Annotated in this window: 24 protein-coding genes; 16 read left to right on the top strand and 8 right to left on the bottom strand. The window is 64.9% G+C overall.

What is annotated here, in order from left to right:
• Positions 1-139 precede the first annotated feature (139 nt).
• Complete coding sequence (locus tag BRSPCE3_RS34665; RefSeq protein WP_244071437.1) at positions 140-1,276, bottom strand: alpha-hydroxy acid oxidase; 1,137 nt, start codon at positions 1,274-1,276, stop codon at positions 140-142.
• Between the two features lie 122 nt (positions 1,277-1,398).
• On the opposite strand from BRSPCE3_RS34665, the gene BRSPCE3_RS34660 reads away from it, so the two are divergent.
• From BRSPCE3_RS34660 to BRSPCE3_RS34610, 11 genes are all read left to right on the top strand, one after another.
• On the top strand, positions 1,399-1,572 hold the full coding sequence (locus BRSPCE3_RS34660) for a hypothetical protein (RefSeq protein WP_212055682.1): 174 nt from the start codon (positions 1,399-1,401) through the stop codon (positions 1,570-1,572).
• A gap of 217 nt (positions 1,573-1,789) precedes the next feature.
• Positions 1,790-3,136, top strand: coding sequence for a phosphoglucosamine mutase (gene glmM / locus BRSPCE3_RS34655; protein ID WP_244071436.1), 1,347 nt, complete (start codon positions 1,790-1,792; stop codon positions 3,134-3,136).
• Between the two features lie 265 nt (positions 3,137-3,401).
• Positions 3,402-4,652, top strand: coding sequence for an MFS transporter (locus BRSPCE3_RS34650; RefSeq protein ID WP_244071434.1), 1,251 nt, complete (start codon positions 3,402-3,404; stop codon positions 4,650-4,652).
• Positions 4,653-4,951: 299 nt separating this feature from the next.
• Positions 4,952-5,803 (top strand): outer membrane protein, encoded by an 852-nt coding sequence (locus BRSPCE3_RS34645; RefSeq protein WP_244071432.1) that lies wholly within the window; start codon positions 4,952-4,954, stop codon positions 5,801-5,803.
• Between the two features lie 202 nt (positions 5,804-6,005).
• Positions 6,006-6,845, top strand: coding sequence for an outer membrane protein (locus BRSPCE3_RS34640; RefSeq protein ID WP_244071428.1), 840 nt, complete (start codon positions 6,006-6,008; stop codon positions 6,843-6,845).
• A gap of 75 nt (positions 6,846-6,920) precedes the next feature.
• Entirely contained in the window at positions 6,921-7,511 is a 591-nt protein-coding gene (locus BRSPCE3_RS34635; RefSeq protein WP_244071427.1) for a glutathione S-transferase family protein, read from the top strand.
• A gap of 18 nt (positions 7,512-7,529) precedes the next feature.
• Complete coding sequence (locus BRSPCE3_RS34630) at positions 7,530-8,000, top strand: GNAT family N-acetyltransferase (protein WP_244071425.1); 471 nt, start codon at positions 7,530-7,532, stop codon at positions 7,998-8,000.
• Between the two features lie 166 nt (positions 8,001-8,166).
• A complete protein-coding gene (locus tag BRSPCE3_RS34625) occupies positions 8,167-8,373 on the top strand; it encodes a hypothetical protein (RefSeq protein WP_244071423.1) in 207 nt (68 codons plus the stop codon).
• Positions 8,374-8,451: 78 nt separating this feature from the next.
• Positions 8,452-9,624, top strand: a complete 1,173-nt coding sequence (locus BRSPCE3_RS34620; RefSeq protein WP_244071421.1) for a phosphoserine transaminase — start codon at positions 8,452-8,454, stop codon at positions 9,622-9,624.
• A gap of 150 nt (positions 9,625-9,774) precedes the next feature.
• Entirely contained in the window at positions 9,775-11,364 is a 1,590-nt protein-coding gene (gene serA / locus BRSPCE3_RS34615; RefSeq protein WP_244071420.1) for a phosphoglycerate dehydrogenase, read from the top strand.
• Positions 11,365-11,623: 259 nt separating this feature from the next.
• On the top strand, positions 11,624-12,796 hold the full coding sequence (locus BRSPCE3_RS34610) for a thiolase family protein (protein ID WP_244071418.1): 1,173 nt from the start codon (positions 11,624-11,626) through the stop codon (positions 12,794-12,796).
• 71 nt (positions 12,797-12,867) lie between these two features.
• On the opposite strand, the gene BRSPCE3_RS34605 is transcribed toward BRSPCE3_RS34610, so the two are convergent.
• Positions 12,868-13,326, bottom strand: coding sequence for a MarR family winged helix-turn-helix transcriptional regulator (locus BRSPCE3_RS34605; RefSeq protein ID WP_244071415.1), 459 nt, complete (start codon positions 13,324-13,326; stop codon positions 12,868-12,870).
• An 83-nt stretch (positions 13,327-13,409) separates the two neighbouring features.
• Here BRSPCE3_RS34605 and BRSPCE3_RS34600 point away from each other — a divergent pair, with 83 nt between their 5' ends.
• Both BRSPCE3_RS34600 and BRSPCE3_RS34595 read left to right on the top strand, forming a co-directional pair.
• On the top strand, positions 13,410-14,834 hold the full coding sequence (locus BRSPCE3_RS34600; protein ID WP_244071413.1) for an MFS transporter: 1,425 nt from the start codon (positions 13,410-13,412) through the stop codon (positions 14,832-14,834).
• 180 nt (positions 14,835-15,014) lie between these two features.
• The gene (locus tag BRSPCE3_RS34595) at positions 15,015-16,691 is read left to right on the top strand and encodes a mucoidy inhibitor MuiA family protein (RefSeq protein ID WP_244071398.1); all 1,677 of its coding nucleotides are present in this window, start codon (positions 15,015-15,017) and stop codon (positions 16,689-16,691) included.
• Positions 16,692-16,767: 76 nt separating this feature from the next.
• Here BRSPCE3_RS34595 and BRSPCE3_RS34590 read toward each other — a convergent pair whose 3' ends face one another.
• The 6 genes from BRSPCE3_RS34590 to BRSPCE3_RS34565 all read right to left on the bottom strand — a co-directional run bounded on the left by BRSPCE3_RS34590 (position 16,768) and on the right by BRSPCE3_RS34565 (position 21,996).
• Positions 16,768-17,223: a hypothetical protein gene (locus BRSPCE3_RS34590; RefSeq protein WP_244071396.1), complete on the bottom strand. Its 456-nt coding sequence runs from the start codon at positions 17,221-17,223 to the stop codon at positions 16,768-16,770.
• Positions 17,224-17,475: 252 nt separating this feature from the next.
• On the bottom strand, positions 17,476-18,828 hold the full coding sequence (locus BRSPCE3_RS34585; protein WP_244071394.1) for an esterase-like activity of phytase family protein: 1,353 nt from the start codon (positions 18,826-18,828) through the stop codon (positions 17,476-17,478).
• A 108-nt stretch (positions 18,829-18,936) separates the two neighbouring features.
• Positions 18,937-19,740, bottom strand: coding sequence for a heme ABC transporter ATP-binding protein (locus BRSPCE3_RS34580; RefSeq protein WP_244071392.1), 804 nt, complete (start codon positions 19,738-19,740; stop codon positions 18,937-18,939).
• Entirely contained in the window at positions 19,737-20,837 is a 1,101-nt protein-coding gene (locus BRSPCE3_RS34575; RefSeq protein ID WP_244071390.1) for an iron ABC transporter permease, read from the bottom strand. Before BRSPCE3_RS34575 ends, BRSPCE3_RS34580 begins: the two co-directional genes overlap by 4 nt.
• Complete coding sequence (locus tag BRSPCE3_RS34570; RefSeq protein ID WP_244071388.1) at positions 20,834-21,781, bottom strand: hemin ABC transporter substrate-binding protein; 948 nt, start codon at positions 21,779-21,781, stop codon at positions 20,834-20,836. The genes BRSPCE3_RS34575 and BRSPCE3_RS34570 overlap by 4 nt, the downstream gene beginning before the upstream one ends.
• Positions 21,782-21,789: 8 nt before the next feature.
• Positions 21,790-21,996: a hemin uptake protein HemP gene (locus BRSPCE3_RS34565; RefSeq protein WP_244071386.1), complete on the bottom strand. Its 207-nt coding sequence runs from the start codon at positions 21,994-21,996 to the stop codon at positions 21,790-21,792.
• Positions 21,997-22,245: 249 nt separating this feature from the next.
• Here BRSPCE3_RS34565 and BRSPCE3_RS34560 point away from each other — a divergent pair, with 249 nt between their 5' ends.
• The 3 genes from BRSPCE3_RS34560 (at position 22,246) to hutX (ending at position 25,581) form a co-directional block, all read left to right on the top strand.
• Positions 22,246-24,591 carry a TonB-dependent hemoglobin/transferrin/lactoferrin family receptor gene (locus BRSPCE3_RS34560; RefSeq protein WP_244071384.1) on the top strand — a complete coding sequence of 782 codons (2,346 nt, stop codon included), beginning with the start codon at positions 22,246-22,248 and terminating at the stop codon, positions 24,589-24,591.
• A 136-nt stretch (positions 24,592-24,727) separates the two neighbouring features.
• The gene (locus BRSPCE3_RS34555) at positions 24,728-25,060 is read left to right on the top strand and encodes an antibiotic biosynthesis monooxygenase (protein ID WP_163158910.1); all 333 of its coding nucleotides are present in this window, start codon (positions 24,728-24,730) and stop codon (positions 25,058-25,060) included.
• A gap of 47 nt (positions 25,061-25,107) precedes the next feature.
• Positions 25,108-25,581 carry a heme utilization cystosolic carrier protein HutX gene (hutX, locus tag BRSPCE3_RS34550; protein ID WP_375710004.1) on the top strand — a complete coding sequence of 158 codons (474 nt, stop codon included), beginning with the start codon at positions 25,108-25,110 and terminating at the stop codon, positions 25,579-25,581.
• The last annotated feature ends 212 nt before the right edge of the window (positions 25,582-25,793 follow it).

Raw genomic sequence — 25,793 nt, 5'->3', positions numbered from 1 at the left:
CCTCCGCCGGGACGACGCTTGTGGGCGGGATAGTGCGTAGCCCGGATGGAGCCCAGCGCAATCCGGGGCAAATCTATCCATGAAAGAAAGACCCGGATTGCGCTTCGCTTCATCCGGGCTACGGCCGTGTCGCCAGCCCCTAAATCGCCAGCACCTTGTCGTCGATCTCGGCGATGGTGTTGACGCCGCACAGCCCCATCGTGGTGGTGAGCTCCTTGCCGAGGATGTCGAGCGCCTTGGCGACGCCGGCCTGGCCGCCGGCACCCAAGCCGTAGGCATAGGCGCGGCCGATCATGCAGGACTTGGCGCCGAGCGCCAGCGCGCGCATCACGTCCATGCCGGTGCGGATGCCGCCGTCGAACATGATCTCGAGCTGTGAGCCGACCTCGTCGACGATCTCCGGCAGCACCTCGATCGAGGACGGTGCGCCGTCGAGCTGGCGGCCGCCATGGTTGGACACCACGATCGCCTGCGCGCCGCTCTTGGCGGCAAGCTCGGCGTCCTCGACGTCGAGGATGCCCTTGAGGATCAGCTTGCCCGGCCAGATCGAGCGGATCCAGTCGATGTCCTTCCAGTTCAGCGTGGTGTCGAACTGCGACGCCGTCCATTCCGACAGCTTGACGATGTCGTCCATGCCTTTGACGTGGCCGGCGATGTTGCCGAAGGTGCGGCGCTTGCCGCGCAGCACGCCCGACACCCAGGACGGCTTGGTCGCGAAGTCGATCAGCTTCGACAGCGACCATTCCGGCGGCACCGTCATGCCGTTCTTGATGTCCTGGTGGCGCTGCCCGATCACCTGCAGGTCGACGGTCAGCACCAGCGCCGAGCACTTCGCCGCGATCGCGCGCTCGATCAGCGACTTGATGAAGCCGCGGTCCTTCATGACGTAGAGCTGGAACCAGAACGGCTTGTCGACGGCCGCCGCGATGTCCTCGATCGAGCAGATCGACATCGTGCTCTGGGTGAACGGGATGCCGGCCGCCTGCGCCGCGCGGCAGGCATGGATCTCGCCGTCGCCATGCTGCATGCCGAGCAGGCCTACCGGCGCCAGGATCAGCGGCATCGCCGAGGGCTCACCGAGGATCGTGGTCGCCAGGCTGCGCTTGGACACATCGACCAGGATGCGCTGGCGGAACTTGATCTGCTGCAGGTCCTCGGAGTTGGCGCGCAGCGTGTCCTCGGTGTAGGAGCCGCGGTCCGCATAGTCGAAAAACGCCTTCGGCACCCTGCGCTTGTGCAGCTGGCGCAGATCTTCGATGCAGGTAATGTGCTTCATGGACGTTCCCGGCCCTTCTTCTATGCCGCAGCTTCGACGGAGTTGGTCTTGCAGGTGTTCGGTCTTGCCGTCATCTAGCATGGTTGGATGGCCTGCCAAATCGAAGACGATGGGAGAGCACCATGACGCAATCAGGCTCGAAGCCGAAAGCAGACGAGAACGCCGAGAAGCGCCGGCTCGACGAGGCGCTGGAAGAGGGCCTGGAGGAGACGTTTCCCGGTTCCGACCCTGTCAATGTCACCCAGCCGGCCCCCACCAAGGGCGACCAGCACGTCAAGCGAGGCGGCAAAGGGTAGGGGACAGCGTTCGTTCCCGGAGGTTGCCGACGAGACAATAATATTATATCTTTCAGTGCTTTAAGGTCGAAGCGCGGGGTTTGGCCGCGGTAATGATTCATCATATTTTTTGAAGTCATTTTAGCGTCTGGCAGTCTATAAGGCCGATGCACGCTACACTGGTAGGCGTTCGGGACTCTCTCGCCGGGTGGTTCGAGAGGTCCGTGTTGGGGGTTACATGAGCCGCAAATATTTCGGGACCGATGGAATTCGGGGCCGTGCCAATGGACTGATCACGCCGGAGCTCGCGCTCAAGGTGGGACAGGCCGCAGGATTGGTGTTTCAGCGTGGCGACCATCGCCATCGCGTCGTGATCGGCAAGGACACGCGGCTGTCCGGCTACATGATCGAATACGCCATGGTCGCGGGCTTCACCTCGGTCGGCATGGACGTGCTGCTGGTCGGCCCGATGCCGACGCCGGCGATCGCGATGCTGACCAAGTCGATGCGCGCCGATCTCGGCGTCATGATCTCGGCGTCGCACAATCTGTTCGAGGACAACGGCATCAAGCTGTTCGGTCCGCAGGGCTTCAAGCTCTCCGACGATGTCGAGAAGCAGATCGAGCAGCTGCTCGACGAATCGCTCGACCGCCGCCTGGCGCAGAGCGCGAGCCTCGGCCGCGCCCGCCGCATCGACGGCGTCCATGACCGCTACATCGAATTCGCCAAGCGCACCCTGCCGCGCGACCTCTCGCTCGACGGCCTGCGCGTCGTGGTCGATTGCGCCAATGGCGCCGCCTACAAGGTGGTGCCGGAAGCGCTGTGGGAGCTCGGCGCCGACGTGGTGCCGATCGGCGTCGACCCCGACGGCTTCAACATCAACAAGGAGTGCGGCTCGACCTCGCCGGAAGCGCTGTCGCGCAAGGTGCGCGAGATGCGCGCCGACATCGGCATCGCGCTCGATGGCGACGCCGATCGCGTCATCCTGGTCGACGAGCGCGGCCACATCGTCGACGGCGACCAGCTGCTCGCGGTGATCGCGCAAAGCTGGAAGGAAGAGGGCCGCCTCGCCAAGCCCGGCATCGTCACCACCGTGATGTCCAATCTCGGGCTGGAGCGCTTCCTGCAGGGCCTCGGGCTTTCGATGGTCCGCACCCCGGTCGGCGACCGCTATGTGCTCGAGCAGATGCTGAGCGGCGGCTACAATCTCGGCGGCGAGCCGTCCGGCCACATCATCATGTCGGACTATTCGACCACCGGCGACGGCTTCGTCGCGGCGTTGCAGGTGCTGGCCGTGGTGCAGAAGCTGCGCCGCCCGGTGTCGGAGATCTGCCGACGCTTTGATCCATTGCCGCAGATTCTGAAGAACGTGCGCTATCGCAGCGGCAAGCCGCTCGACGACGCCGAGGTCAAGTCCGCGATCACCGACGGCGAGAACCGCCTCAACGGCCACGGCCGTCTGCTGATCCGTCCCTCCGGCACCGAACCGGTGATCCGCGTCATGGGCGAGGGCGACGACCGCATCCTGGTGGAAGAGGTGGTCGACAACATCGTCAGCGCGCTCGGCCACGCCGCGGCGGCTTGAGCGCTGCTGTTTCATTTATCGAGGCTGCCAGTCCCGTCATCCTGAGACGCGCGCCCTTGCGCGCGTCTCGAAGGATGCACGGCCCGGCTGGTGGCCGCTTCATCCTTCGAGACGCCTGCTGCGCAGGCTGCTCAGGATGACGGGCATTGAGCTCAATTGCTGACCCCACAGCGCATCGCTGCCATCGGCTAATGCAACTGGTTTGCCTCACCTCCGCGTCGTACGACACGGAGGTATTTTTGCGAATCTGTCTGGGAATGCTGCATTGAACAAGCCCGTCGTGAGCCAGCAGGCGCTGGGCGAACCGGTGTCGGTGCCGGAGCTGACGGCCGCGACGGCGGCCGCCGCCGCGGGGCCGGCCTATGTCGTGCTCGCCAGCATCAGCTTCTCGCATTTCCTCAACGACACGATGCAGTCGCTGATCGCCTCGGTCTATCCGATCCTGAAGGACAATTACGCGCTCGACTTCGCACAGATCGGCATGATCACGCTGGCGTTCCAGTTCACGGCGTCGCTGCTGCAGCCGCTGGTCGGGCATTTCACCGACAAGAAGGCGCAGCCGTTCTCGCTCTCGATCGGCATGGGCTTCACCTTCTTCGGGCTGCTGCTGCTCAGCGTCGCGCACTCTTACGGAATGATCTTGATCGCGGCGTCGCTGGTCGGTCTCGGCTCCGCGGTGTTCCATCCGGAATCCTCGCGCATCGCGCGGCTCGCTTCCGGCGGGCGTTACGGTTTCGCGCAATCGGTGTTCCAGCTTGGCGGCAGCTTCGGCACCTCGATGGGGCCGGTGCTCGCCGCGCTGATCGTGGTGCCGTTCGGCCAGCCCTCGATCGCCTGGTTCTCCTCGATCGCGTTCCTCGCCATCGTGATCCTCTGGCGCATCGGTGTCTGGTACAAGCCGCAGATATCAGGCAAGAAGGCCGCCACCATCGAGCGGCATCCCGACCATCCGGATCAGCGGCGCGTGATGACCGCGCTCATCGTGCTGGTCGCGCTGCTGTTCTCCAAGCAGCTCTATGTCTCGAGCCTGTCGAGCTACTACATCTTCTATCTGATCGACAGGTTCGGCGTCTCGACGCAGGCGGCGCAGCTCTATCTGTTCATCTTCCTTGCCGCCAATGCCGCCGGCGCGTTCATCGGCGGGCCGCTCGGCGACCGCTTCGGCCGCAAATACGTGATCTGGTTCTCGATCCTCGGCGCGCTGCCGTTCACGCTGGCGCTGCCCTATGCCGGGCTGTTGGCGAGCGCTGTGCTCACGGTGGTGATCGGCTTGATCATCTCGTCGGCGACGTCGGCGATCATCGTGTTCGCGCAGGAATTGATGCCGCATCGCTTCGGCATGATCTCCGGTGTGTTCTTCGGCGTCGCCTTCGGCATTGGCGGTCTCGGCGCGGCGGTGCTCGGCAAGCTCGCCGACCACACCTCGATCGCCTTCGTCTATCAGCTGTGCTCGTTCCTGCCGGCGATCGGCCTGCTTGCGGTGTTCCTGCCGAAGATGCCGAAGGCCGTCCGCTGACCTCTCGCCGCGCGGCGCGCCGGCATTAAGCTTTTGCTAACGCACACGGCCTTCGTGCGCTGCAAACAGCGGGCATCCCGTCAATCCTTCATTAGCATGTGTGGCGAGATCGCCATTTTTTGCGGGCCGCATGCGTGCATTTATGGACCCATAAGCGGCAGCCACAGAAAAAGGTGAGAGAAAATCAACCTTAAAAATTAGGGTTAAGTGCCGCTTAAACATTTGCTGCCATCGTCCGCCCGTGAGTTTCAGACGTGGGGCTTTCGTGTCGCCTCACTTGGCACAAAAGGACGAAGCCAATGCGTAGCGTAAAGACCCTGATTGCCGCAGGAGCGGCATCTCTGTTGTCCTCGGCGGCGTTCGCCGCCGACATGCCCATCATGCCGCCGCCCCCGATGGCGTATGCGCCTCCGCCGGTCCAGGATTTCGGCGGCTGGTATCTGCGCGGCGACATCGGCATGACCAACACTCAGGCCAAGCTGCACGTCAACGCTTACGACACACTGCCGGCAGGCACTGCCTTCAACCAGTACGGCCATGGCTTCGACGGCGGCGTGCTCTACGGCGTCGGCGTCGGCTACCAGTTCAACAGCTGGTTCCGCGCCGACATCACCGGTGAGTATCGCTCGAAGGTGAGCTTCAACGGCACCGACTTCTTCACGTTCCCTGGGCCGAGCTCGCTGGCTGACACCTATCATGGCGGCGTCCAGAGCTGGGTCGGCCTCGTCAACGTCTACGCCGACCTCGGCACCTGGGGTTGCTTGACCCCGTTCATCGGTGCCGGTGTCGGTGCCGCAGTGCTCAAGACCTCGGCCTTCTCCGACAATGCGACGTTCCCGAGCGGGTCCGGCCTGACCAGCTCCTACATCGCCGATGGCGCGACCAAGACCAACTTCGCCTGGGCGCTGCATGCCGGTGTCGCCTACAAGGTCACCAACAACTTCACGGTTGAACTGGCCTATCGCTATCTCGACATGGGCACCGTCGGCCAGGGCCAGGGCCACTTCTTCGACAACACGCCAACCGGACCCTCGAGCTTCCAGTACCGCGACATGACCTCGCAGGACGTCAAGCTCGGCGTGCGCTTCAACCTGCCGTGCTGCGACGTGCTGCCCCCGCCGCCGCCGCCCCCGCTGATCCGCAAGGGCTGATAAGGGTTAATTTCGAACCTTCACGGTTAACGATTGAAACGGCGCGGGATCATCCCGCGCCGTTTTCGTTTTGCCTCGGCGTGGGCGAGCTTCTGCAACTTGCGTGCTCGAAAGCGGGCGCTGACAACGATTGGTTAAGGTTAACAGGCGATGATCAGCGCGCATTCGGTGAGTGGGATGGAGCGTTGCAATGCGTAGGTTCTTGCTGGCGGCGATGATGTTCGGGGCGGTGACCGGCGCGCAGGCGGCCGACATGCCCGATTTCCTTCGCGGCAGTCTTCCGGCTTCCAGCGCGCCGACCAGAAACTGGGACGGCTGGTATGTCGGCGGTCAGGCCGGCCAGACCTGGATCAACACCGACTTCGGCGGCTCCGTTGCATCCCTGACCAATTCGATCTTCCGCAACACGACGCTGCAGGATCCGGTGTCGCAATTCAATCTACTGGGGCGGGTCAATGCGCAAAGCTCGGGCTTCGGCGCATTCGTCGGACGCAACTGGCAGTTCGACGACGCCGTGGTGGGTGTCGAAGCGAACTACACTTATTGGTCCGGGCTGACGACAGTGACCTCCGGAAGCTTGGGTCCCATTCAAGTCGCTCAGCCAAACTTGGTCCTGCCGGCCGGCGCCACTGCCGCGGACGGCGTGACGTTGAATGGGACCGCGTCGCTGAAGCTCAAGGACGAGATGACGTTCCGCGGCCGCGCGGGCTGGGCAACCGGTGACTTCCTGCCCTACATCTTCGGCGGCCTCGCAGTCGGCCGGATGGATGTTTCGCGCACGGTCACGAGCTCCGTGAACCGAACGATCAACTTTGCTGATGGAAGTTCGACCACGTTTGCGCTGCCGCAGTTTGCCCAGACCGCGACGGATGCGAAGACGGACGCCTACGTTGCCGGCTGGACCGCTGGTCTCGGCCTGGAATACATGTTGTGGAACTGTGTATTCGTGCGCGGCGAGTGGGAATACGTCAAGTTCTCGCCGGTCAAGAACACGTCGGTCACGCAGAACAGCGTGCGTGCCGCGATCGGCTACAAGTTCTGACAAGCGGCGACGCGTCCGATTGACAGCCGACATCACCGCTGATCCTCTCGCTCGACAGCTGGGGAGCGGCCTCACATGAAGATCTACGGCGACGCCAATTCAGGCAATTGCCTGAAGGTGAAATGGGTCTGCGACAGGCTGGCGCTACCTTACACATGGGTCGAGATCGACACCATGAAGGGCGGCAGCCGGACCGCGGAATTCCTCAAGCTGAACGGCTGGGGCCAGGTGCCGACGGTCGAACTGGATGACGGCCGCACGCTCGCGCAATCCAACGCCATCATCCGCTATCTGGCGCGCGGCAGCGATCTGATCCCCGGCGATCCCTATCGCGTGGCGCAGATGGATGCCTGGATGTTCTGGGAGCAGAACAGCCACGAGCCCTACGTCGCCGTCTGCCGCTTTCAAACTGTGTATCTCGGCAAGGCCGTGTCGGAGATCGATCCGAACCTGATCAAGCGCGGCTATGCGGCGCTCGATCATCTGGAGCGGCATCTTGCCGGCGGGCAATTCCTGGTCGGCGATGCATTCTCGCTCGCCGACGTGTCGCTGCTCGCCTATACCCGCGTGGCGGAAGATGGCGGCCTTGCGCTCGAACGCTATCCCGTGATCCGCCGCTGGATCGCCGACGCCGAGCATGTGCTCGGCCTGCCGGCGGTGCGCTGAGTTCCGGTGAGCAACGATATGACTGAAGCCTCGTCCATCACGATCCGCCGCGCTCGCCGCGAAGATGTCGCCGTCATCGTCGGCATGCTGGCGGACGATCCGCTCGGCAGTGCGCGCGAGCGGATCGAAGATCCGTTGCCGCAAATTTACTACGAGGCCTTCGCGCGGGTCGAACGCGATCCCAATCTGCAGCTCGTCGTCGCCGTCGACGGCGAGGGCGCCGTCGTCGGCTGCCTGCAGCTTGCGGTGCTGCCGGGCCTCAGCTCGCAAGGCGGTTCGCGCGGCTTGCTCGAGGATGTCCGGGTGGCAAAGCACTGTCGCAGCCGCGGCATCGGCGAGAAGCTGGTGCAGTGGGCAGTCACCGAAGCGCGCGCACGAGGCTGCCTGCTCGTCGAGCTATTGACGCATCACACCCGCGTCGATGCGCAGCGCTTCTATGAACGGCTTGGATTCGCGCGCAGCCATGTCGGCATGACGCTTCGCTTTTGACCTGCGCGAGTTGTGCCGCACACAAGGCAACGCCTGCGGTAGCTGCCGCTGCGCTATCCGGTTAACAGCCAATAAACTAAGCCGGTCTCCGTGAATTTACGGGTCGGAACGAGTCCGGTATGTCGGGCGTCTCCCACGGGGCGGCGGGCAACTGGGGCTTTTTTTGATGTCGGAATATTCGATCGTGCGGGTCGGCAACGAGTACATCGTGCAGGCCGGCGATAAGAGCATTTTGAAAATATCGAGCCGGCGCAGGGCAGTTAAGATCATGACTCTCGCGGCGGATTTGCTCGATCAGGAGGCGGTCCAGCAGGTCGAGGATGCCCCATCAATCAGCCGTGACAACGCTCCGGACAAATCTGAACTTCCTTGACGTTTGGCAGCCTTTCCACTATCTCCGACCGCGGGAAACCTCTCCCCACCGAGAGGCAGCTATCTGGAAGGGTAGATTATGACTGCAGCGAAGCCCGCTTCGCGGCCTGATGTGCCGCATTTCTCCTCCGGCCCCTGTGCCAAGCGCCCCGGCTGGAACCCCAACAATCTCAAGGACGCAGCCCTCGGCCGCTCGCATCGTGCGAAGGTCGGCAAGGCCAAGCTCAAGCTCGCGATCGAACTGACGCGTGAGGTGCTTGAGGTGCCCGCCGATTACAAGATCGGCATCGTGCCGGCGTCGGACACCGGCGCGGTCGAGATGGCGCTGTGGTCGCTGCTCGGTGCGCGACCGGTCACCACGCTCGCCTGGGAATCCTTCGGCGAGGGCTGGGTCAGCGACATCGTCAAGGAATTGAAGCTGAAGGACGTCACCAAGCTCAACGCGGCTTACGGTGAAATCCCCGATCTCTCCAAGGTCGATCCCGCGTCGGACGTCGTCTTCACCTGGAACGGCACCACCTCGGGCGTGCGCGTGCCGAACGCCGACTGGATCCGCTCGGATCGCGAAGGCCTGACGATTTGCGACGCGACCTCGGCCGCCTTTGCGCAGCCGCTCGATTTCGCCAAGCTCGATGTCGTCACCTTCTCCTGGCAGAAGGCGCTCGGCGGTGAAGCCGCGCACGGCATGCTGATCCTCAGCCCGCGTGCGGTGGAACGGCTCGAGACCTACAAGCCGGCCTGGCCGCTGCCGAAGATCTTCCGTCTCACCAAGGGCGGCAAGCTCAACCAGGGCATCTTCGAAGGCGAGACCATCAACACGCCGTCGATGCTCTGCGTCGAGGACTATCTCGACGCACTGCACTGGGCGAAGTCGATCGGCGGCCTGAAGGCCCTGATCGCGCGCGCCGACGCCAACACCAAGGCGATCGCCGATTGGAAGGCGAAGACGCCCTGGATCGACTTCCTGGCCAAGGATCCCGCGATCCGCTCCAACACCTCGGTGTGCCTGAAGTTCACCGATCCCGCGATCACCTCGCTTCCTTCGGAAGTGCAGGCCGACTTCTGCAAGAAGCTGGTTGCGCTGGTGGAGAAGGAGAACGCCGGCTTCGACTTCGCGTATTACCGCGATGCGCCGGCCGGCCTGCGGATCTGGTGCGGCGCCACCGTCGAGGCAAAGGACGTCGCGCTGCTGACGCAGTGGATCGACTGGGCTTTTGCGGAGACCAAGGCCGCGCTGCCGAAGGCGGCATAAGCAAGTCATCGATCTCGTTATGGCCGGGCCAAAGCGCAAAGCGCGTCTTTCGCCCGATGACCCGGCCATCCATCGCGCAAAGTGGCCGCGCGGGTTTCGCACCCGCGGCCGTCGTGTATTCAACGCATCGTTCAGCAACGGATCTTTCCGATGACAAAACCCAAAGTTCTGATTTCCGACGCGCTGTCGCCCGCCGCCGTGCAGATCTTCAAGGATCGTGGCGTCGAGGTCGATTTCCAGCCCAACCTCGGCAAGGACAAGGACAAGCTCGCCGAGATCATCGGCAATTATGATGGTCTCGCGATCCGCTCGGCCACCAAGGCGACCGCCAAGATCCTCGAGAAGGCGACCAGGCTCAAGGTGATCGGGCGCGCCGGTATCGGCGTCGACAATGTCGAGATTCCGGCCGCGACCGCCAAGGGCATCATCGTGATGAACACGCCGTTCGGCAATTCGATCACGACCGCCGAGCATGCGATCACCCTGATGCTGGCGCTGGCGCGCGAGATTCCGCAGGCCGACGCCTCGACCCAGGCCGGCAAGTGGGAGAAGAACCGCTTCATGGGCGTCGAGATCACCGCCAAGACCCTTGGCGTGATCGGCTGCGGCAATATCGGCTCGATCGTCGCCGACCGCGCGCTCGGCCTGCGCATGAAGGTGATCGCGTTCGATCCGTTCCTGTCGCCGGAGCGCGCCAAGGACATCGGGGTCGAGAAGGTCGAGCTGGACGATCTGCTCAAGCGCGCCGACTTCATCACGCTGCATACGCCGCTGACCGAGAAGACCCGCAACGTGATCGACGCGGTCGCGATCGCCAAGATGAAGAAGGGCGTCCGCATCGTCAACTGCGCCCGCGGCGGCCTGGTCGACGAGCAGGCGCTGGTCGACGCGCTGAATTCCAAGCATGTCGCGGGCGCCGCCTTCGACGTATTCGTCGAGGAGCCGGCGACCTCGAACGTGCTGTTCGGCCATCCCAACGTGATCTGCACCCCGCATCTCGGCGCCTCCACCACCGAGGCGCAGGAGAATGTCGCGCTGCAGGTCGCCGAGCAGATGTCGGACTATCTGCTGTCGGGCGCGATCTCCAACGCGGTCAACTTCCCCTCGATCACGGCGGAAGAGGCGCCGAAGCTGAAGCCGTTCATCGAACTCGCCGAGAAGCTCGGCTCGTTCGCCGGCCAGCTCACCGAGAGCGGCATCCTCAAGACCACGATCACCTATGAAGGCCACGTCGCCGAGATGAAGATCAAGGCGATCACCTCTGCGGTGCTGTCCGGCCTGCTGCGGCCGATGCTGGGCGAGGTCAACGTGGTCTCGGCGCCCGTCGTCGCCAAGGAGCGCGGCATGGTGGTCGACGAGGTCGTCCGCGCCGCGCAGAGCGACTATGAAAGCCTGATCACGGTCACCGTCGCCACCGAGCGGCAGGAGCGTTCGGTGTCCGGCACTGTCTATGCCGACGGCAAGCCGCGTCTCGTCGACATCAAGGGCATTCGCGTCGACGCCGAGTTCGGCAAGTCGATGATCTACGTGACCAACGAGGACAAGCCGGGCTTCATCGGCGCGTTCGCAAGCCTGCTCGGCGATGCCAAGATCAACATCGCGACCTTCCATCTCGGCCGCGTCAAGCAGGGCGGCGACGCCATTGCGCTGGTCGAGGTCGACGGCGCGGTGCCGGCGGAGCTGCTCGCCAAGGTGCAGTCGCTGCCGCAGGTGAAGCAGGCCAAGGCACTCACCTTTTAAAAGGCGCCGACCTTCTAGGAAGGCGTTTCAAACGTTGTTTGAGCGGTCGTCGTCGTTGCCCGGGACCCGCCCGGGCATGATGAGGAAGATACCGCTCAGACACTTCCAAATTCCGATCTGCGGAACATGACGCCGTCTCCGGTCCCGGAGGCGGCGTTTGCCGTTCCGGGGCGCCTGGTATGGCTGTTGCGCCCGCCGAAAAATGTGTACGAAGGCGTCAAGACGCGCCACTATCCGGCGATCTCAGAGGGAGAAAACAATGCGTGAAGCCGTAATCGTTTCCTACGCGCGCACCGGCCTGGCGAAGTCCGGCCGTGGCGGATTCAACATTACCCCGCCGATGTCGCTGGCCGCGCACGCCATCAAGCACGCGGTCGACCGCGCCGGCGTCGACAAGGAGTATGTCGAGGACTGCTACCTCGGCAATTGCGCGCACGGCGCGCCGAACATCGGCCGTCAGGCGGCGCTGCTCGCCGGCCTGCCGAAGTCGACCGCCGGTGTCTCCGTGAACCGCTTCTGCTCGTCGGGTCTGCAGACCATCGCGATGGCCGCGAACTCCATTCGTTCGGATGGCTCGGATTGCATCGTCGCCGGCGGCGTCGAGAGCATCTCGATTCCCGGCGGCGGCTCGCCGAAGGAATCGATCGATCCGGACCTGCTCAAGACCGCGCCCGACATCTTCATGGCGATGATCGACACCGCCGACATCGTCGCCGAGCGCTACAAGCTCAGCCGCGAATACCAGGACGAGTATTCGCTGGAGTCGCAGCGCCGCATGGCGGCGGCGCAGCAGGCCAACAAGTTCAAGGACGAAATCGTCCCGATGAAAACCAAGATGAAGGTGGTCGACAAGGCGACCAAGGCCGAGTCGATCGTCGACTATGTGGTCGACCGCGACGAGTGCAACCGTCCGGAGACGACGCTGGAGGGTCTCGCCAAGCTCGAGCCGGTCAAGGGCGCGGGCAAGTTCGTCACCGCCGGCAATGCCAGCCAGCTGTCCGACGGCGCCGCCGCGGTGGTGCTGATGGAAGCCAAGGATGCCGAGAAGCGCGGCCTCAATCCGCTCGGCCGCTTCGTCGCCTGGGCCTCGGCCGGTTGCGAGCCCGACGAGATGGGCATCGGTCCGGTGTTCGCCGTGCCGAAGCTCCTGAAGCGCCACGGCCTGAAGGTCGAGGACATCGATCTCTGGGAGCTCAACGAGGCGTTCGCCAGCCAGTGCCTCTATTCGCGCGACCAGCTCGGCATCGACCCCGAGAAGTACAACGTCAACGGCGGTTCGATCGCGATCGGCCATCCCTTCGGCATGACCGGCGCCCGGCTCACCGGCCACCTCTTGCAGGAAGGCCGTCGCCGCAAGGCCAAGTGGGGCGTCGTGACCATGTGCATCGGCGGTGGCCAGGGCGGCGCGGGCCTGTTCGAGATCTACAGCTAAGCGCGATACTGATCGTGTGAGAACGAGCGGCTCGGCGGCAACGCCGGGCCGTTTTTTTGTTTGCGGCAAGCTTAGGACGCCGGCAAATCCGCCGCGCGCTCGCCGAATTCGAGCGCGGCAATCAGTTCGAGCGTCTGCCTGAGATCGGCCGCCTGCTTCGCGCCGAACGCGGTCTCGAAACGCTCCTGCGCCTTGAGCCACGCGGCCTGCGACTCCTCCAAGCTGGCTTCGCCGCGCCTGGTCAGCCGCACCAGGCGGCTGCGGCGGTCATTCTTGTCGACCGTGATGGTCAACAGCCCGTCGCGCTCGAGCGGCTTGAGGTTGTGGTTGAGCGCGGTGCGGTCGAGCACCAGTGCTGCGGCAAGCTCGCTCATCGTCGGCGCGCCCGACCGTCTGACATAGACCAGGATGGCGCGTTGCGTGCCGCGCAGCCCGGATGCCGCAAGGACCTGATCATAGAGCTGCGACACCCGCCGCGTCGCCTTGCGCAACGCCGTGAGATTGCACCGGCTGGGTTCCATCTTCGCCATCGCTGCCTCCAAACTGGACTTGACATATACATGCATATGCACCTATCTGCAATAGATGCATATGCACGTATCTGGAGAGTATGATGTCTGAGATCGAGGCGGAGACGATCGGGCTGGCGATCGGGACTGATGCGCGGCGATCCCGCGTCGCAACACCGCGTCAGGTGCTCGCGATCGTCTCGGTGGGCATCTGTCTCGCCAATCTCGACCTGTTCATCGTCAATGTCGGGCTGCCGAACATCGCGCAGGAGTTTCGCGGTGCTTCGCTCGAGGATATGTCCTGGATCCTCAACGCCTACGCGATCGTCTATGCGGCGCTGCTGGTGTTTTTCGGCCGGCTGGCGGAGCGCCACAGCCGCAATCTCAGCTTCCTGCTCGGCGTCGCGCTGTTCACCGTCGCGTCGGCGGCTTGCGCGCTTGCGCCTGACGTCGAATTGCTGGTCGCCGCCCGCATCGCGCAGGCCGCCGGTGCGGCGTTGATGACGCCGACCTCGATCGGCCTGCTGCTGGCGTCGTTTCCGCCCGAGCAGCGCGCCGGGGCGGTGCGGACCTGGACCGCGATCGGCGGCCTTGCGGCCGCGCTCGGGCCGCTGGCGGGCGGCGTGCTGGTCACCTTCGACTGGCGCTGGATCTTCATCGTCAATGTCCCGATCGGCATCGTCGCACTGATCATCGGTTGGCTGAAATTGCCGGAAGTGCCCGGGCATGAGGTGCCGCGTCCGAGTTCATGGGCGGCGCTACTGGTCACCTGCGGCATCGGTGCGCTCACCCTTGCGATCGTGAAGGCCAATGACTGGGGATGGGGTTCGCGCGGCGTCTTGCTTGGCTTTGCCATCGCAGCCGTCTCGCTCGCTGCCTTTGCGTGGCACTGCCTCAACTCGAAGAACCCCTTCGTCGATCCTGCGCTGTTCAAGGTGCGGCCGTTCACCGGGGCGACGTTGGTCATGGCGCCTTACTCGGCGGCCTTCGGCGCCATGCTGCTGTCGGTGGCGTTGTGGGAGCAAACCGTGTGGGGCTGGTCGGCGCTGAAGACCGGCCTTGCGATCGCGCCGGGTCCGCTGCTTGTCCCGTTCACCTCGCTGTTGTTTGCCCGACGCCTGATCGCGCGATTTGGCGCCGCGGCCGTTGTGTCCGCCGGGATCGCATCGTTCGCCGGCGGTCTGGCGATCTGGGCAACGTTGCTTGGGGCCGACCCCGACATGCCCGCCTTTGTGGTCGGCATGATGTTCACCGGTATCGGCGTCGGGCTGACCTTTCCGACCCTGATGGGCGTCGGCGCCGGCTCGCTGCCGCCTTCGTCGTTTGCCACCGGCTCCGGCGTCATCAACATGGTCCGGCAGGCGGCGCTGGCGATCGGCGTCGCGATCTTTGTCGCGATCCTGGCAACCCCGGTCTCGATGACCGAGCGGATCGCGGCGTTTCATCGCGGCTGGTGGATCATGATCGCGATCACCGTTGCCGGCTTCGTGCCGAATTACCTGTTCATCCGGCGTCGCGCGGATCGCTGACGCCTGCAAGTCATCGCCGCGCCATCCGGCGGCCGTGCCGCTGCCATTGTCGTGCCGCAGGGAAACCCCAATCGAACCAGTCCCTTCCTCGCTGCGTCTCACCACGAGAAACGGCGCGCCTTCGAGCCCGGCGCGCCGTTCGTCTCGCGCGCCATGCGGCGTTTTTTCCGGAGGGATGTCATGCGAAGGATCGCGAATTGTCTTGTGACCACCAGCCTGGTGCTGGTGGGTAGTTTGGTTGCCGGGCCGCTGCAGGCGGCCAATCTCGATGCGGCGTCGCAGGTCGATGCCGTGACCGTCTATCCCGATGGCGCGAGCGTCACCCGCGTCATCACGCTGGATCTGCCCGCCGGCGACAACACCCTCATCGCCAGGGATTTCCCGATGGCGCTCGACACGGGCTCGCTGCGGGTGGAAGGCGAGGCTGGCGCCAGGTTGACGATCGGGGCCATCGACGCGCGGCAGCCGCGCCCGGTGTCGCCCACGAACCTGCCTGAGATCGACAAGCGGATCGAGGCGCTGCGAGACCAGCGCGAGGATCTGCAGGGGATCATCACCTCGGCCGAGGCGCGGCGCAAATTCGCCGAACATTTCGCCGAGGCCGCGCCGGTCGGGATCGGCGAGAAGGGCGAGGCGCGTCCGGTCAGCGAGTGGCGCGCCGCGTTCTCGGCGGTCGGCGACGAGGTCGCGACCGCCGACAATGCGATCCGCGACGCCGCGCGCAAGCAGCGCGACATCGATCGCGAGATCGTGCGGCTTGAAGCGGAGCGCGCCGCCAAGCCGCCGAGCAAGCTCGAGGTGCGGATCGAGCTGGCCTCCGCCGCTGCCACCCGCGCGACGCTGCGGGTGACCTATGCGGTGCGCAACGCGCGCTGGACGCCGCTCTACGACGCCCGTCTCGATACCGGGACCAAGGACCGCAAGCCCGCGATCGAGCTGGTGCGCCGCGCCGAGATCACCCAGACCACCGGCGAGGACTGGTCGAACGTCGCGCTCGTCGTCTCCACCGTCCGCGTCGCGCGCGGCGGCAACGCGCCCGATCTCCATTCGCTGATCGTGCAGTACCCGCAGCCGCCGCGGCCGGCCATGGCCGGCAAGCTGCTTGACAGCGTGCAACAGCGATCCGCGCTTGCGCCCGCTCCGGCGGCCGCCGCGCTCGAGGAATTCCGCCTTGGCGCAGGAACGGCCCTTGACGAGCAACAGGCAACCCCCGAGATCGGCGCCTTCCAGGCCACGTTCAAGGTTCCCGGCCGCGTCAGCGTCACGGCCAACGAGGGCGCCAAGAGCTTGCGCATCTCGACGGCCACGATCACTCCCGATCTCGCCATCCGCGCCGTCCCGGTGATCGACCCGACCGCGTTCCTGGAGGCGAGCTTCGTGCAGGCCGACGACGCGCCGCTGCTGCCCGGGCTTGTCTCGATCTACCGCGACGGCATCTTTGTCGGCCGCAGCCGGATGGCGACCGCCGCCAAGGACGAGACCGTGCGGCTCGGCTTCGGCGCCGACGACAAGGTCAAGATCGAGCGCGCGGTCGTGAAGCGCAACGAAGGCTCCGCCGGCCTGATCGTGACGACGTCGAAGACCGACGAGCGCGCCTTCAAGACCACGGTGCGCAACGGCCACGACTTCCCGATCAAGGTCGCGATCCAGGACCAGCTTCCGGTCAGCGAGAACGACGATATCGTGGTCGAGATGCTGCCGTCGTCGACGCCGGCGACCACCACTAACCTGCGCGACAAGCGCGGCGTGCTGGAGTGGGCGTTCGAGGCCAAGGCCGGCGAAGTCCGCGATGTCAATTTCGCCTGGCGGTTGCGCTGGCCAAAGGACAAGGGCGTCGTGATGGTGCCTGCGGGCTGACCTGCATCAGGTGAACGACGCGACGTTCGGAAGTTATCGGACGAAGTAGGCGTGACGCTTGGTGCGAGAACGCGGACTAGAAGCCCGCGTTCTCCTCCAGCCATTGCTGATTGTCCCAGCGCGCGCGGCGGCCGAGGACATAGTCGCGCACATCGTCCATGAAGCGCACCTTGCTGGCGAGTGCGCCAAAGAAAGCGGCGATCGCCGCGATCCAGGGCCACAGATGCACCAGCAGCGAGCCGGGTATCTGATTGGCGAATCCTGCCTGCAGCGCAGCGGTGACCAGATAAGCCAGCACGCCCCACCCAGCGGCCAGGATCGTCGCGACGAGCTGATAGCTGTTTTGATGAGATTTCACCAGCCATCGCATCAGGCACAGGTAGGCAAGGTAGACGCCGCCGCCGAGCATCAACGCGACGAGCCCCGGCGGAAGCCCCCAGCTCTGGTCCCAGCTCAGATATGCGACAAAGCCCGCGGCGATCAGCGCCTCGATATAGGTCAGGCTGGATTTTTCCTGCATGGTTTGCCCCAAAGCGACTCAAGTATCGGCCGAGGCTACCATCATCTAGCGCGTCGGTAGAAGGGCAATTGCAGGACAACCGCCGGATTGAGCCCGCTTTGATCTGAGGATGACGGGACTGCTTCCGCCAATTCGCTGTCATGCCCCGCCTTGAGCGGGGCATCCAGTACGCCGCGGCTTATCGGTTGAACACAAACGTCTCTGGAATACTGGGTCGCCCGGTCGAGCCGGGCGACGACAACGCTATTTGTGGCGAGACGCCCCTCACTTCGCCTTCAGGAAATCGCCGACCTCGAGCAGCACGAACTCGTCGTCATCGGCCTTGTTCGGATCGCGGCTCGAGGAGAACGGCAGATTGTTGTCGTTGCCGACGATGATGTGGGTCTCGTCGACCCGGTCGACGTTCTCGATGGTGAAGAACGGGAAGGTGTAGACGCCGTCATTGAGCGGCTTGCGGGCCTTCTTGTCCGGATCGCGAATCTTCAAGAGGTCGATATAGGCGATCTTGCGCACCGGCTTGCCGACATTGGCGTCGGACAGCTCGATCTTGTAGACGCGCTTGAACTTGGCGATGTCTGCGAAGCAATTCTCGCCGCGCTGGCCTTGCGGGCAGGCCTTGTCGGCAGTGCCCTCGCCATTGTCGCGCTCGATCACCAGGCCCTGGGCCGGATCGATCATGTTGAAGTCGCCGATCGCATTGCCGTTCTGCTCGAACACATAGTGCCAGTAGCGGCCGGTGAACTTTTCTGCGGCGACGTCGAATTCGAGGATGCGGGAGGCTTCCTTGCCGTCGACTTTCTCCCAGTCCTTTTTGTCGGCATCCCACAGCGGCCCTTCGAGCAGGCCGTAGAGGAACTTGCCGTCCTTGGAGGAGGCAAAGCCCTCATAGCCCTTGGAGCGGCGCAGATTGACGTTGCTGTAGGAAGCGCCGGGCGCGCCGGGTGACTGCACCGCCCAGTGATCCGGCGAGCGCACCGGCTTGCCGTCGGCGACCGTCTCGAACACGGCGAGGATCTTGCCGGTCTTGTCGGCCTTGAGGATATAGGGCCCGAACTCGTCGCCGATCCAGAATGTCTCGTTGATGATCTGGAAGCCCTCGGTGTCGAAGTCGGCACCGGTGAGGTAGCGCTTGGTGGTGTCCTCATGCACGATGCGGAACGGCACCTTCTTGTCGGGATCGTGCAGGAACACGGTCTCCTGGCGCTCGATCTTGCCGCTCGCCCAGTCCATCTTGTAGCGGTTCAGATAGAGCATCGAGTCCGCCGAGTTGTAGCGCGAGCCCATGCCGTTGTCGGTGATGACCCAGAACGAGCCGTCGGGCATCGCCTTGATGCCGGAATGGCCCTGCAGCGGCTGGCCCTTGAACGGCAGCGACACGCCGGTCGGCCGTTCGTAGGACTTGCCCATCACGGTGCCGATCGCATCGACGCGCTTGCCGGTGGTGTACTTGCCCGACGTCTTCAGATCAGCAGGAGCATCGGCGGGCGCGTCGATGAAGCTCTCCGCCGGCATCACGGCGTGTCCTGCCAGTGTCGCGGGAAACTCCCCCTCGCTTTGCGCCAACGCCGATGTGACGAGCAGCAGCGAGGCGACGGAGCAGAGCAGTGACGGGCGCATGGTTGATCTCCCAAAGGACAAACGATGCGGTGTTCTCCGAGCCGCCTGTTACAGCCGGCTGACAGTTTTGTGAATCGCCGATGTTGCTGCGGGATAAGCCTTGCGGCGTTACGTCGCCTTGCCGGCGGGCCGCATGGTCTGTGGCAGCAGGAACGGCACGCCGTCTCCGGTGGTGTCGATCGCAGCGTCGATCTCGAACACCTCGCGCAGCGTTTCGGCTTTCATCGCGGCGGTTCGGTCACCGTCGACGGCAAGCCGGCCGCGGTGCAGCAGCAGGATGCGATCGGCGAACCGCATCGCGAGGTTGAGGTCGTGCAGGATCGCGATCACGGCGGTGCCGCGCGCGGCGCGTCGCCGTGCGGTTTCGACGAGGTCGATCTGATGCCGCAGATCGAGGCTCGAGGTCGGCTCGTCCAGCAGCAACAGGCCGGGACCGTGCAGCGCCTCGCCGCAGGCGAGCTGCACCAGCACGCGGGCGAAATGCGCACGCTGCTGCTCGCCGCCGGACAACGTCGGCAATTGCCTGAAACGGAAACGCGAAAGCCCCACCTCGTCCAGCGCGGCAGTGACCAGCGCACGCGTCACCACACGCGGGCTTTCGCCGGCGCCCATGCTGACGATTTCCTCGACCGTGAACGGGAAGCTGACGTTGACCTGCTGCGACAGCATCGCACGGTGCTGCGCCATCGCACGCGGACCGTAGGCGGTGAGGTCGCGCTGCCTGAGCCTGATCGTTCCGTGCGACGGGCGGAGGTCGCCGGACAGCATCCGCAACAGCGTCGATTTTCCGGCGCCGTTCGGCCCGACGATCGCGACCATCTCGCCGGCCTTGATCTGCAGCGAGACGGCATCAACCAGGGTCGTGCCGCCGACGGTCATGGATACCGACTGCACCTCGAGCAGGGCGGTCATAACGACACCAGGTTGCGCTGGCGCAGCAGCATGGCGAGGAAGAACGGCGCGCCGATCGCGGCGGTCAGGATGCCGATCGGCATTTCCGCCGGCGCCACGATGGTGCGTGCCACCGTGTCGGCGCCGACCAGCAGGATTGCACCTAACAGCGCGGACGCCGGCAGCAGCAGCCGGTGCCCGGGTCCGATCACCAGCCGCAGCAGATGCGGCACCACGATGCCGACGAACCCGACCACGCCGCAGACCGAGACGGCGACGCCGGTCATCGCCGACACCAGCACGATCGAGATCCGCTTCAGCCGTTCGACGTCGACGCCGCTGTGGAACGCCTCGGCCTCGCCGAGCACCAGCACGTCGAGCCCGCGTGCGATCGAGAGGCAGGCGATCAGCGCAACCGCCAGTACCGGCGCCAGCGCGGTGAGCTTGCTCCAGGTCGCGCCGCTCAGCGAACCCAGCATCCAGAAGGTGATATCGCGGAGCTGGCGGTCATCGGCGACGAACACCAGGAGGCCGATGCCGGCATTGGCGATCGCGGCAATCGCAAGCCCGGCCAGCAGGAAGATCGCGATCGAGGTGCGGCCGCCGCGGCTCGCGATACCGTACAGCACGATGGTCGTGATCAGCGAGCCGGCGAAGGCCGCGATCGGCAGCAATTGATGTTGCAGGAAGCGCAGGCTCTCGCCGAGCTGGCTGTCGGTGAGGACGATCGCGGCCGCCGCGGCAAACGCGCCGCCCGAGGAGACGCCGACCAGCGCAGGGTCGGCGAGGGGGTTGCGGAACAGGCCTTGCATGATCGCGCCGGAGACCGCCAGCAAACCGCCGACCATCGCGGCCGCCGCGATCCGTGGGATCCGGATCGACCACACCACGAGCTGGTCGCGCGCGAGCAGCGGGTTCGCTGCGCCGTCAGCCCATAGCCCGAGCGCAGCCGGAAGCCGCGCCATTGGAATGCCGGCGGCCCCGACCGTCAGCGCCACCAGGATGGTCGCGCCGAGCACGGCACACATGCAGAGCAGGGTGAGTGTCGCCGCCGGCCGCAGCGACATGCCGGCGCGTCGCTGTTTCGCACGCGTGGGGCGTTCGGCGAGCACGCTCATTGCCGGCAGTTCGCGGTCAGCGCTGCTGGCTTGAAGGTGTCGGCCTCGACCGCCAGCGCCGGGTAGAGCTTGACCGACAGGTCGCGCGCCGCAGCCGCAGTACGCGGCCCGAAGCCCAGCAGATAAAGCCCTTCCATCGAGATGAAGGCCTTGTTGGCTGCGACCGGCGTCAGCGAGAACGCGGGATGCGCGAACACGGCGTCCGAGGTCAGCGAGTCCTTACCGCGATCGATCGACAGCACGACATCCGGCTTTGCGGCCACGATGGCCTCGTCGTTGACCGGCTTGTAGCCGTCGTAACCGTCGATCGCATTGATGCCGCCGGCAAGCTGGATGATCTCGTCCGCGGCGGTCTTGTGACCCGCGGCCAGCGCCCGGCCATTCAGGAGCGACATCACGAACATCACGCGTACCGGCTTTGCCACTTTGGCGCTCAGTGTGCGGAGCTGGCCGAGATCGCTCTCCACGGCCGTGGCCAGGCAAGCGGCCCGTGGGTCGGCGCCCATGGCGTGGCCCACCAGTTTGATCTTCTCAACCAGCCCGGCTTCCGAGAAGGTCTCGGGCACCAGCACCAGCGGCACCTTGGCGGCCTCCAATACGTCCATGGTCTCCTTCGGTCCGGAGCCCTGCACCGCGAGCACCAGCGACGGATGCAAGCCGAGCACGCCTTCCGGGGACAGCTGGCGCATGTAGCCGACGTCGGGCTTGTCGCGCAGCGCCGCCGGCGGGTAGAGGCTGGTGGCATCGACGCCGGCGATGCGGTCCTCGAAGCCGAGCGCATAGAGAATCTCGGTGATCGCGCCGCCGATCGAGACGATCCGCGTCGGATCGTCGATCACGACGTCGCGGTCGCGTGCGTCGTGCACGGTGATGCCCTCGGCGGTGGCACCGCCGATCGGCAGCAGACAGAAGGCGAGCAGAGCGAACGTGCGACAAATTGTCATTGGGGCCGTCACTTGGTCAGGATCAGCTTGTTCTGCGAGGTCAGCCGCAACCGGTATTGCTCGTCGCCGTGCGTGATGATGATCTCGCGCTCGGCCGCGAACAGCTCGCGACTGTCGAGACGGTTGCCACGCATCACGAGTGTTTTCGCCGCGTCAGGCGCTGATACGGCCGGTTTTCCCGCCGCGCCGATATTGTCTCCGGAAGTTGCCGACATTCGCGTGGTGCTGCGCCTTCGAATTCAAATGCTGGCTTGCTTGTATAAGCGGGCGAAGGCGCATTCCAACGGCTGCACTTTACAATCGATGTAAACAGCGCCGCCGCATTCTTGACCGTTTTGTTGCCGGCTCGTAACCAATCAGCACACGATGCGGGACTGTGGCCTGCATCGCAACGTAGCCAGCAAGCCGCTCGGTGGAGCGCACGCCAGCCAAACCAGAAAAGCGATGATCGGGCTGGGGCTAGAATGGCTGACGGGGCTAGGGTTTCGCGCGCCTTGATTTTGGGTGCGTCGGTGTTTTCATTTTCGGCAGCATTGCCGGAGAGCAGTTTCGCACAAGCCGTCGACGCTTCGGCTGTGCGTCCCGCGACCGAGCGGCCGAAGCAGGCCAAGCGGAAGCCGAAGCCCGCGGTCGCACCGCAGGCGGCGCAGCCTGTGATGAATGCGCGTGCGCAGATCGGCGCGGTGCCGGTGCAGTCGCTCGACACCATCACGGCGGTCGCTTCCAAGACCGAGGAGCGCGCGATCGACGCGCTGGCGCCGGTCAGCTCCGTCACGCTGGAGAAGATCCAGGGTCTGCAGCCGAACCGGGTCTCCGACATTTTCTATAACGTGCCCGGCGTCTCGTTCCAGGAGCGCGGTGACGATCCGGCGACCGTCGTCAACATCCGCGGCCTGCAGGATTTCGGCCGGGTCGCTGTCGTGGTCGACGGTGCGCGGCAGAACTATCAGCACACCGGGCACAACGCCAACGGCTCTTTCTTCCTCGATCCCGAACTGATCGGCGGCGTCGACGTGGTGTGCGGCCCGACCGCGAACATCTACGGCTCCGGCGCGATCGGCGGCGTGGTCTCGTTCCGCACCAAGGATATCGACGATGTGGTGCGCCCCGGCGAGCGCTGGGGCGTCGACATGTCGGGCTCGTACGGATCCAACAAGGACCGCGGCATGGGCTCGGTGTTCGGCGGCGTGCGCGCCGATCCGAATGTCGATGTGTTCGGCGGCGCGGTCTACCGCACCCAGAGCAATTACAAGGACGGGGCGGGCACCGAGATCGGCAACACCGGTAACGACATTGCGGCCGGCCTGATGAAGGTGACGATCCGCCCGGCCGAAGGCCACGAATTCAAGATCGGCGGCGTCTTCCAGGATTACCAGTACAATATCGGCCAGCCGAACCGCGGCCCGACCACGACCGCGGCGCCGCCGGCCGCGATCGCGGGCTCCTCGGTCTATGCGTCGGACGCGAGGAACTACACGGGCACGCTGAGCTGGCGATATTCCAAGCCCGACGACATGCTGTTTGACTGGAACATCTCGGTCTACGGCAACCGTACCGACAACGACCAGGTCAAGACCTACAACAACCGCATCACGTCAGGCGGCGGGGTCTGCACGCTGGCCAATCCCGGCAACAACATCTCCGGCTGCGTCGGCGACAAGCGCGGCTATTCGCTCGACACAGTCGGCCTCGACGTCAACAACACCTCGCGCTTCAATGTCGGCGACTGGCGCAATGCCGTGACCTACGGCTTCGATGCCTTCCGCGATGATGTCGAGACCTTCGATTCCCGCGGCAACTCCAACATCACGACACCGAGCGGCCAGCGCACGGTGTCCGGCGGTTTCGTGCAGCTGAAGCAGAACTATTCGAGCTGGCTCGAGCTGGTCAGCGCCGTCCGCTACGACCGTTACGAGCTCAACTCGATCAACACCACGACCAGCGGCGACCGGCTGTCGCCGAAGATCACGCTCGGCGTCACCCCGGTTGCGGGCTTCACACCTTACGTGAGCTATGCCGAAGGCTATCGCGCGCCGTCGATCACCGAGACCCTGATCGCGGGCGGCCATGCCACCGGCGGCGGGCCGGCGCTGTTCAACTGCCCCGACGGCACCAGCGGCCTGTTCTGCTTCCTGCCCAATGCGGCGCTGCGGCCGGAGGTCGGCAAGAACAAGGAAGCCGGCATCAATCTGAAGTACGACGGCATCTTCTCCGCGAACGACTCGTTCCGCGGCAAGATCAACGTGTTCCGCAACGACGTCGACGGCTATATCGACCTCGTCGCGTCGGCGCCGACCACGACGCCGTTCGGACGCTTCAGCCAGTTCTACCAGTACCAGAACATCGCCCACGCCCGCATCGAGGGTTTCGAGCTCGAGACCATGTATGACGCGGGCGACTGGTTCGTCGGCGTCGCCGGCCACCTGATGCGTGGCCGGAACACCGAGACCAATGTCGGGCTCGCCACCATCACGCCGCGCAAGGTGACGACGACCGGCGGTGTTCGCCTGCTCGACCGCTCGCTGATCATTGCCGCGCAATGGTCCTCGTTCGGCGCCAACAACGATCTGCCGGCGGGCTATCTGCCCTCGACTGGCTACGAGCTGGTCAATCTTTACCTGACCTGGAACGCCACCAAGGACATCACCTTCACGGCGTCGGTCGACAACCTCTTGAACCAGTACTACCGGCCCTATGCGATCCCGGGCTCCTCGACCGACGGCACGACGCAGAACGACGTGCTGTTCTCGAGCCCCGGTCCGGGCACCGTCTACAAGGCCGGGCTGAAGATTCACCTTGGTGGAGCGTAACGCGACGAGCCGATCATTTCATCCAGGTTGCTCCGGCCGCGCTGGTGCCCCCAGCGCGGCTTTGGCGCATTCATGATATCAACGAGATCAACCGGCAGGATTCCGTGCATCCGCCGTCAAACAGGAGAGAGCTTTCATGTTCATCGCAATGAACCGGTTTCAGGTGATCAAGGGCAAGGAACAGGCATTCGAGACGGTCTGGAAGACCCGCGAATCCTATCTCGGCGATCTGCCGGGCTTCATCGAGTTTCACCTCGTGAAGGGCCCCGAGGCCGAGGACCACACGCTCTATGCGACCCACACGGTGTGGGCCAGCAAGACCGCGTTCGAGGACTGGACCAAGTCGGATGCGTTCCGCCGCGCCCATTCCCGCGCCGGCAACGAGACCGGCGGCAGCCTCTATCTCGGCCATCCCAAATTCGAAGGGTTTGAGGTGCTGATCACCGAGCGCGCGAAGAGCCCGGCGTGACGGAGGCGGCTGTGTCGCATTCGGAGCATGCAGCGCTGAAGGCCTACATGGCCGACAATCCCGGCGCTGTGATCGAGGATGTCGCGCGCGAGCGCAAGGTGACGCCGCGCGCGGTGCTCGAGGCGCTGCCCGAGAGCATGGTGCGGATCGGTGGCGGCGAATTCGCGGCCGCGATGCAGGACATCGCGGAGTGGGGCGAGGTGACGCTGATCGTGCATACCGATGACGCGATCTTCGAATTCACCGGCGCCGTTCCGAAAGGCGAAGTCGGCCGCGGCTATTTCAACCTGATGCAGCCGAAGGGGCTGCACGGCCATCTCAGGCACGAGCGCTGCGCCGCGATCGCCTTCGTCGAGCGGCCCTTCATGGGCAAGGTGTCGGCCTTCATCGCCTTCATCAATCGCGACGGCGGCATCATGTTCAAGGTGTTCGTCGGCCGCGACGAGACGCGTGCCCTGCGCGGCGATCAGCTGGCGCGCTTCCACGCGCTGGCGGCTCGCCTCGCGCCGAAACCGGGCTGAGAATTCTTCCCACTCTCGCCGCTTGCGGGGAGAGGGTCGGGGTGAGGGGGACTCTCCGCGAGCGCAGTGCTTGGAGAATCCCCCTCACCCAGATCGCATCTGCGATGCGACATAGTCGAAGCTCAGCTTCGGCGTTCTCGGGGACGGCCGCCTTCGGCGGCCTATGCCTCTCCCCGCAAGCGGGGCGAGGTGAAGAGGGGACAGGCTCTCGA

The sequence above is a fragment of the Bradyrhizobium sp. Ce-3 genome (genome assembly GCF_022835695.1).
Taxonomy (GTDB): Bacteria; Pseudomonadota; Alphaproteobacteria; order Rhizobiales; family Xanthobacteraceae; genus Bradyrhizobium.
This window is presented reverse-complemented; position numbering and strand designations above follow the sequence as displayed.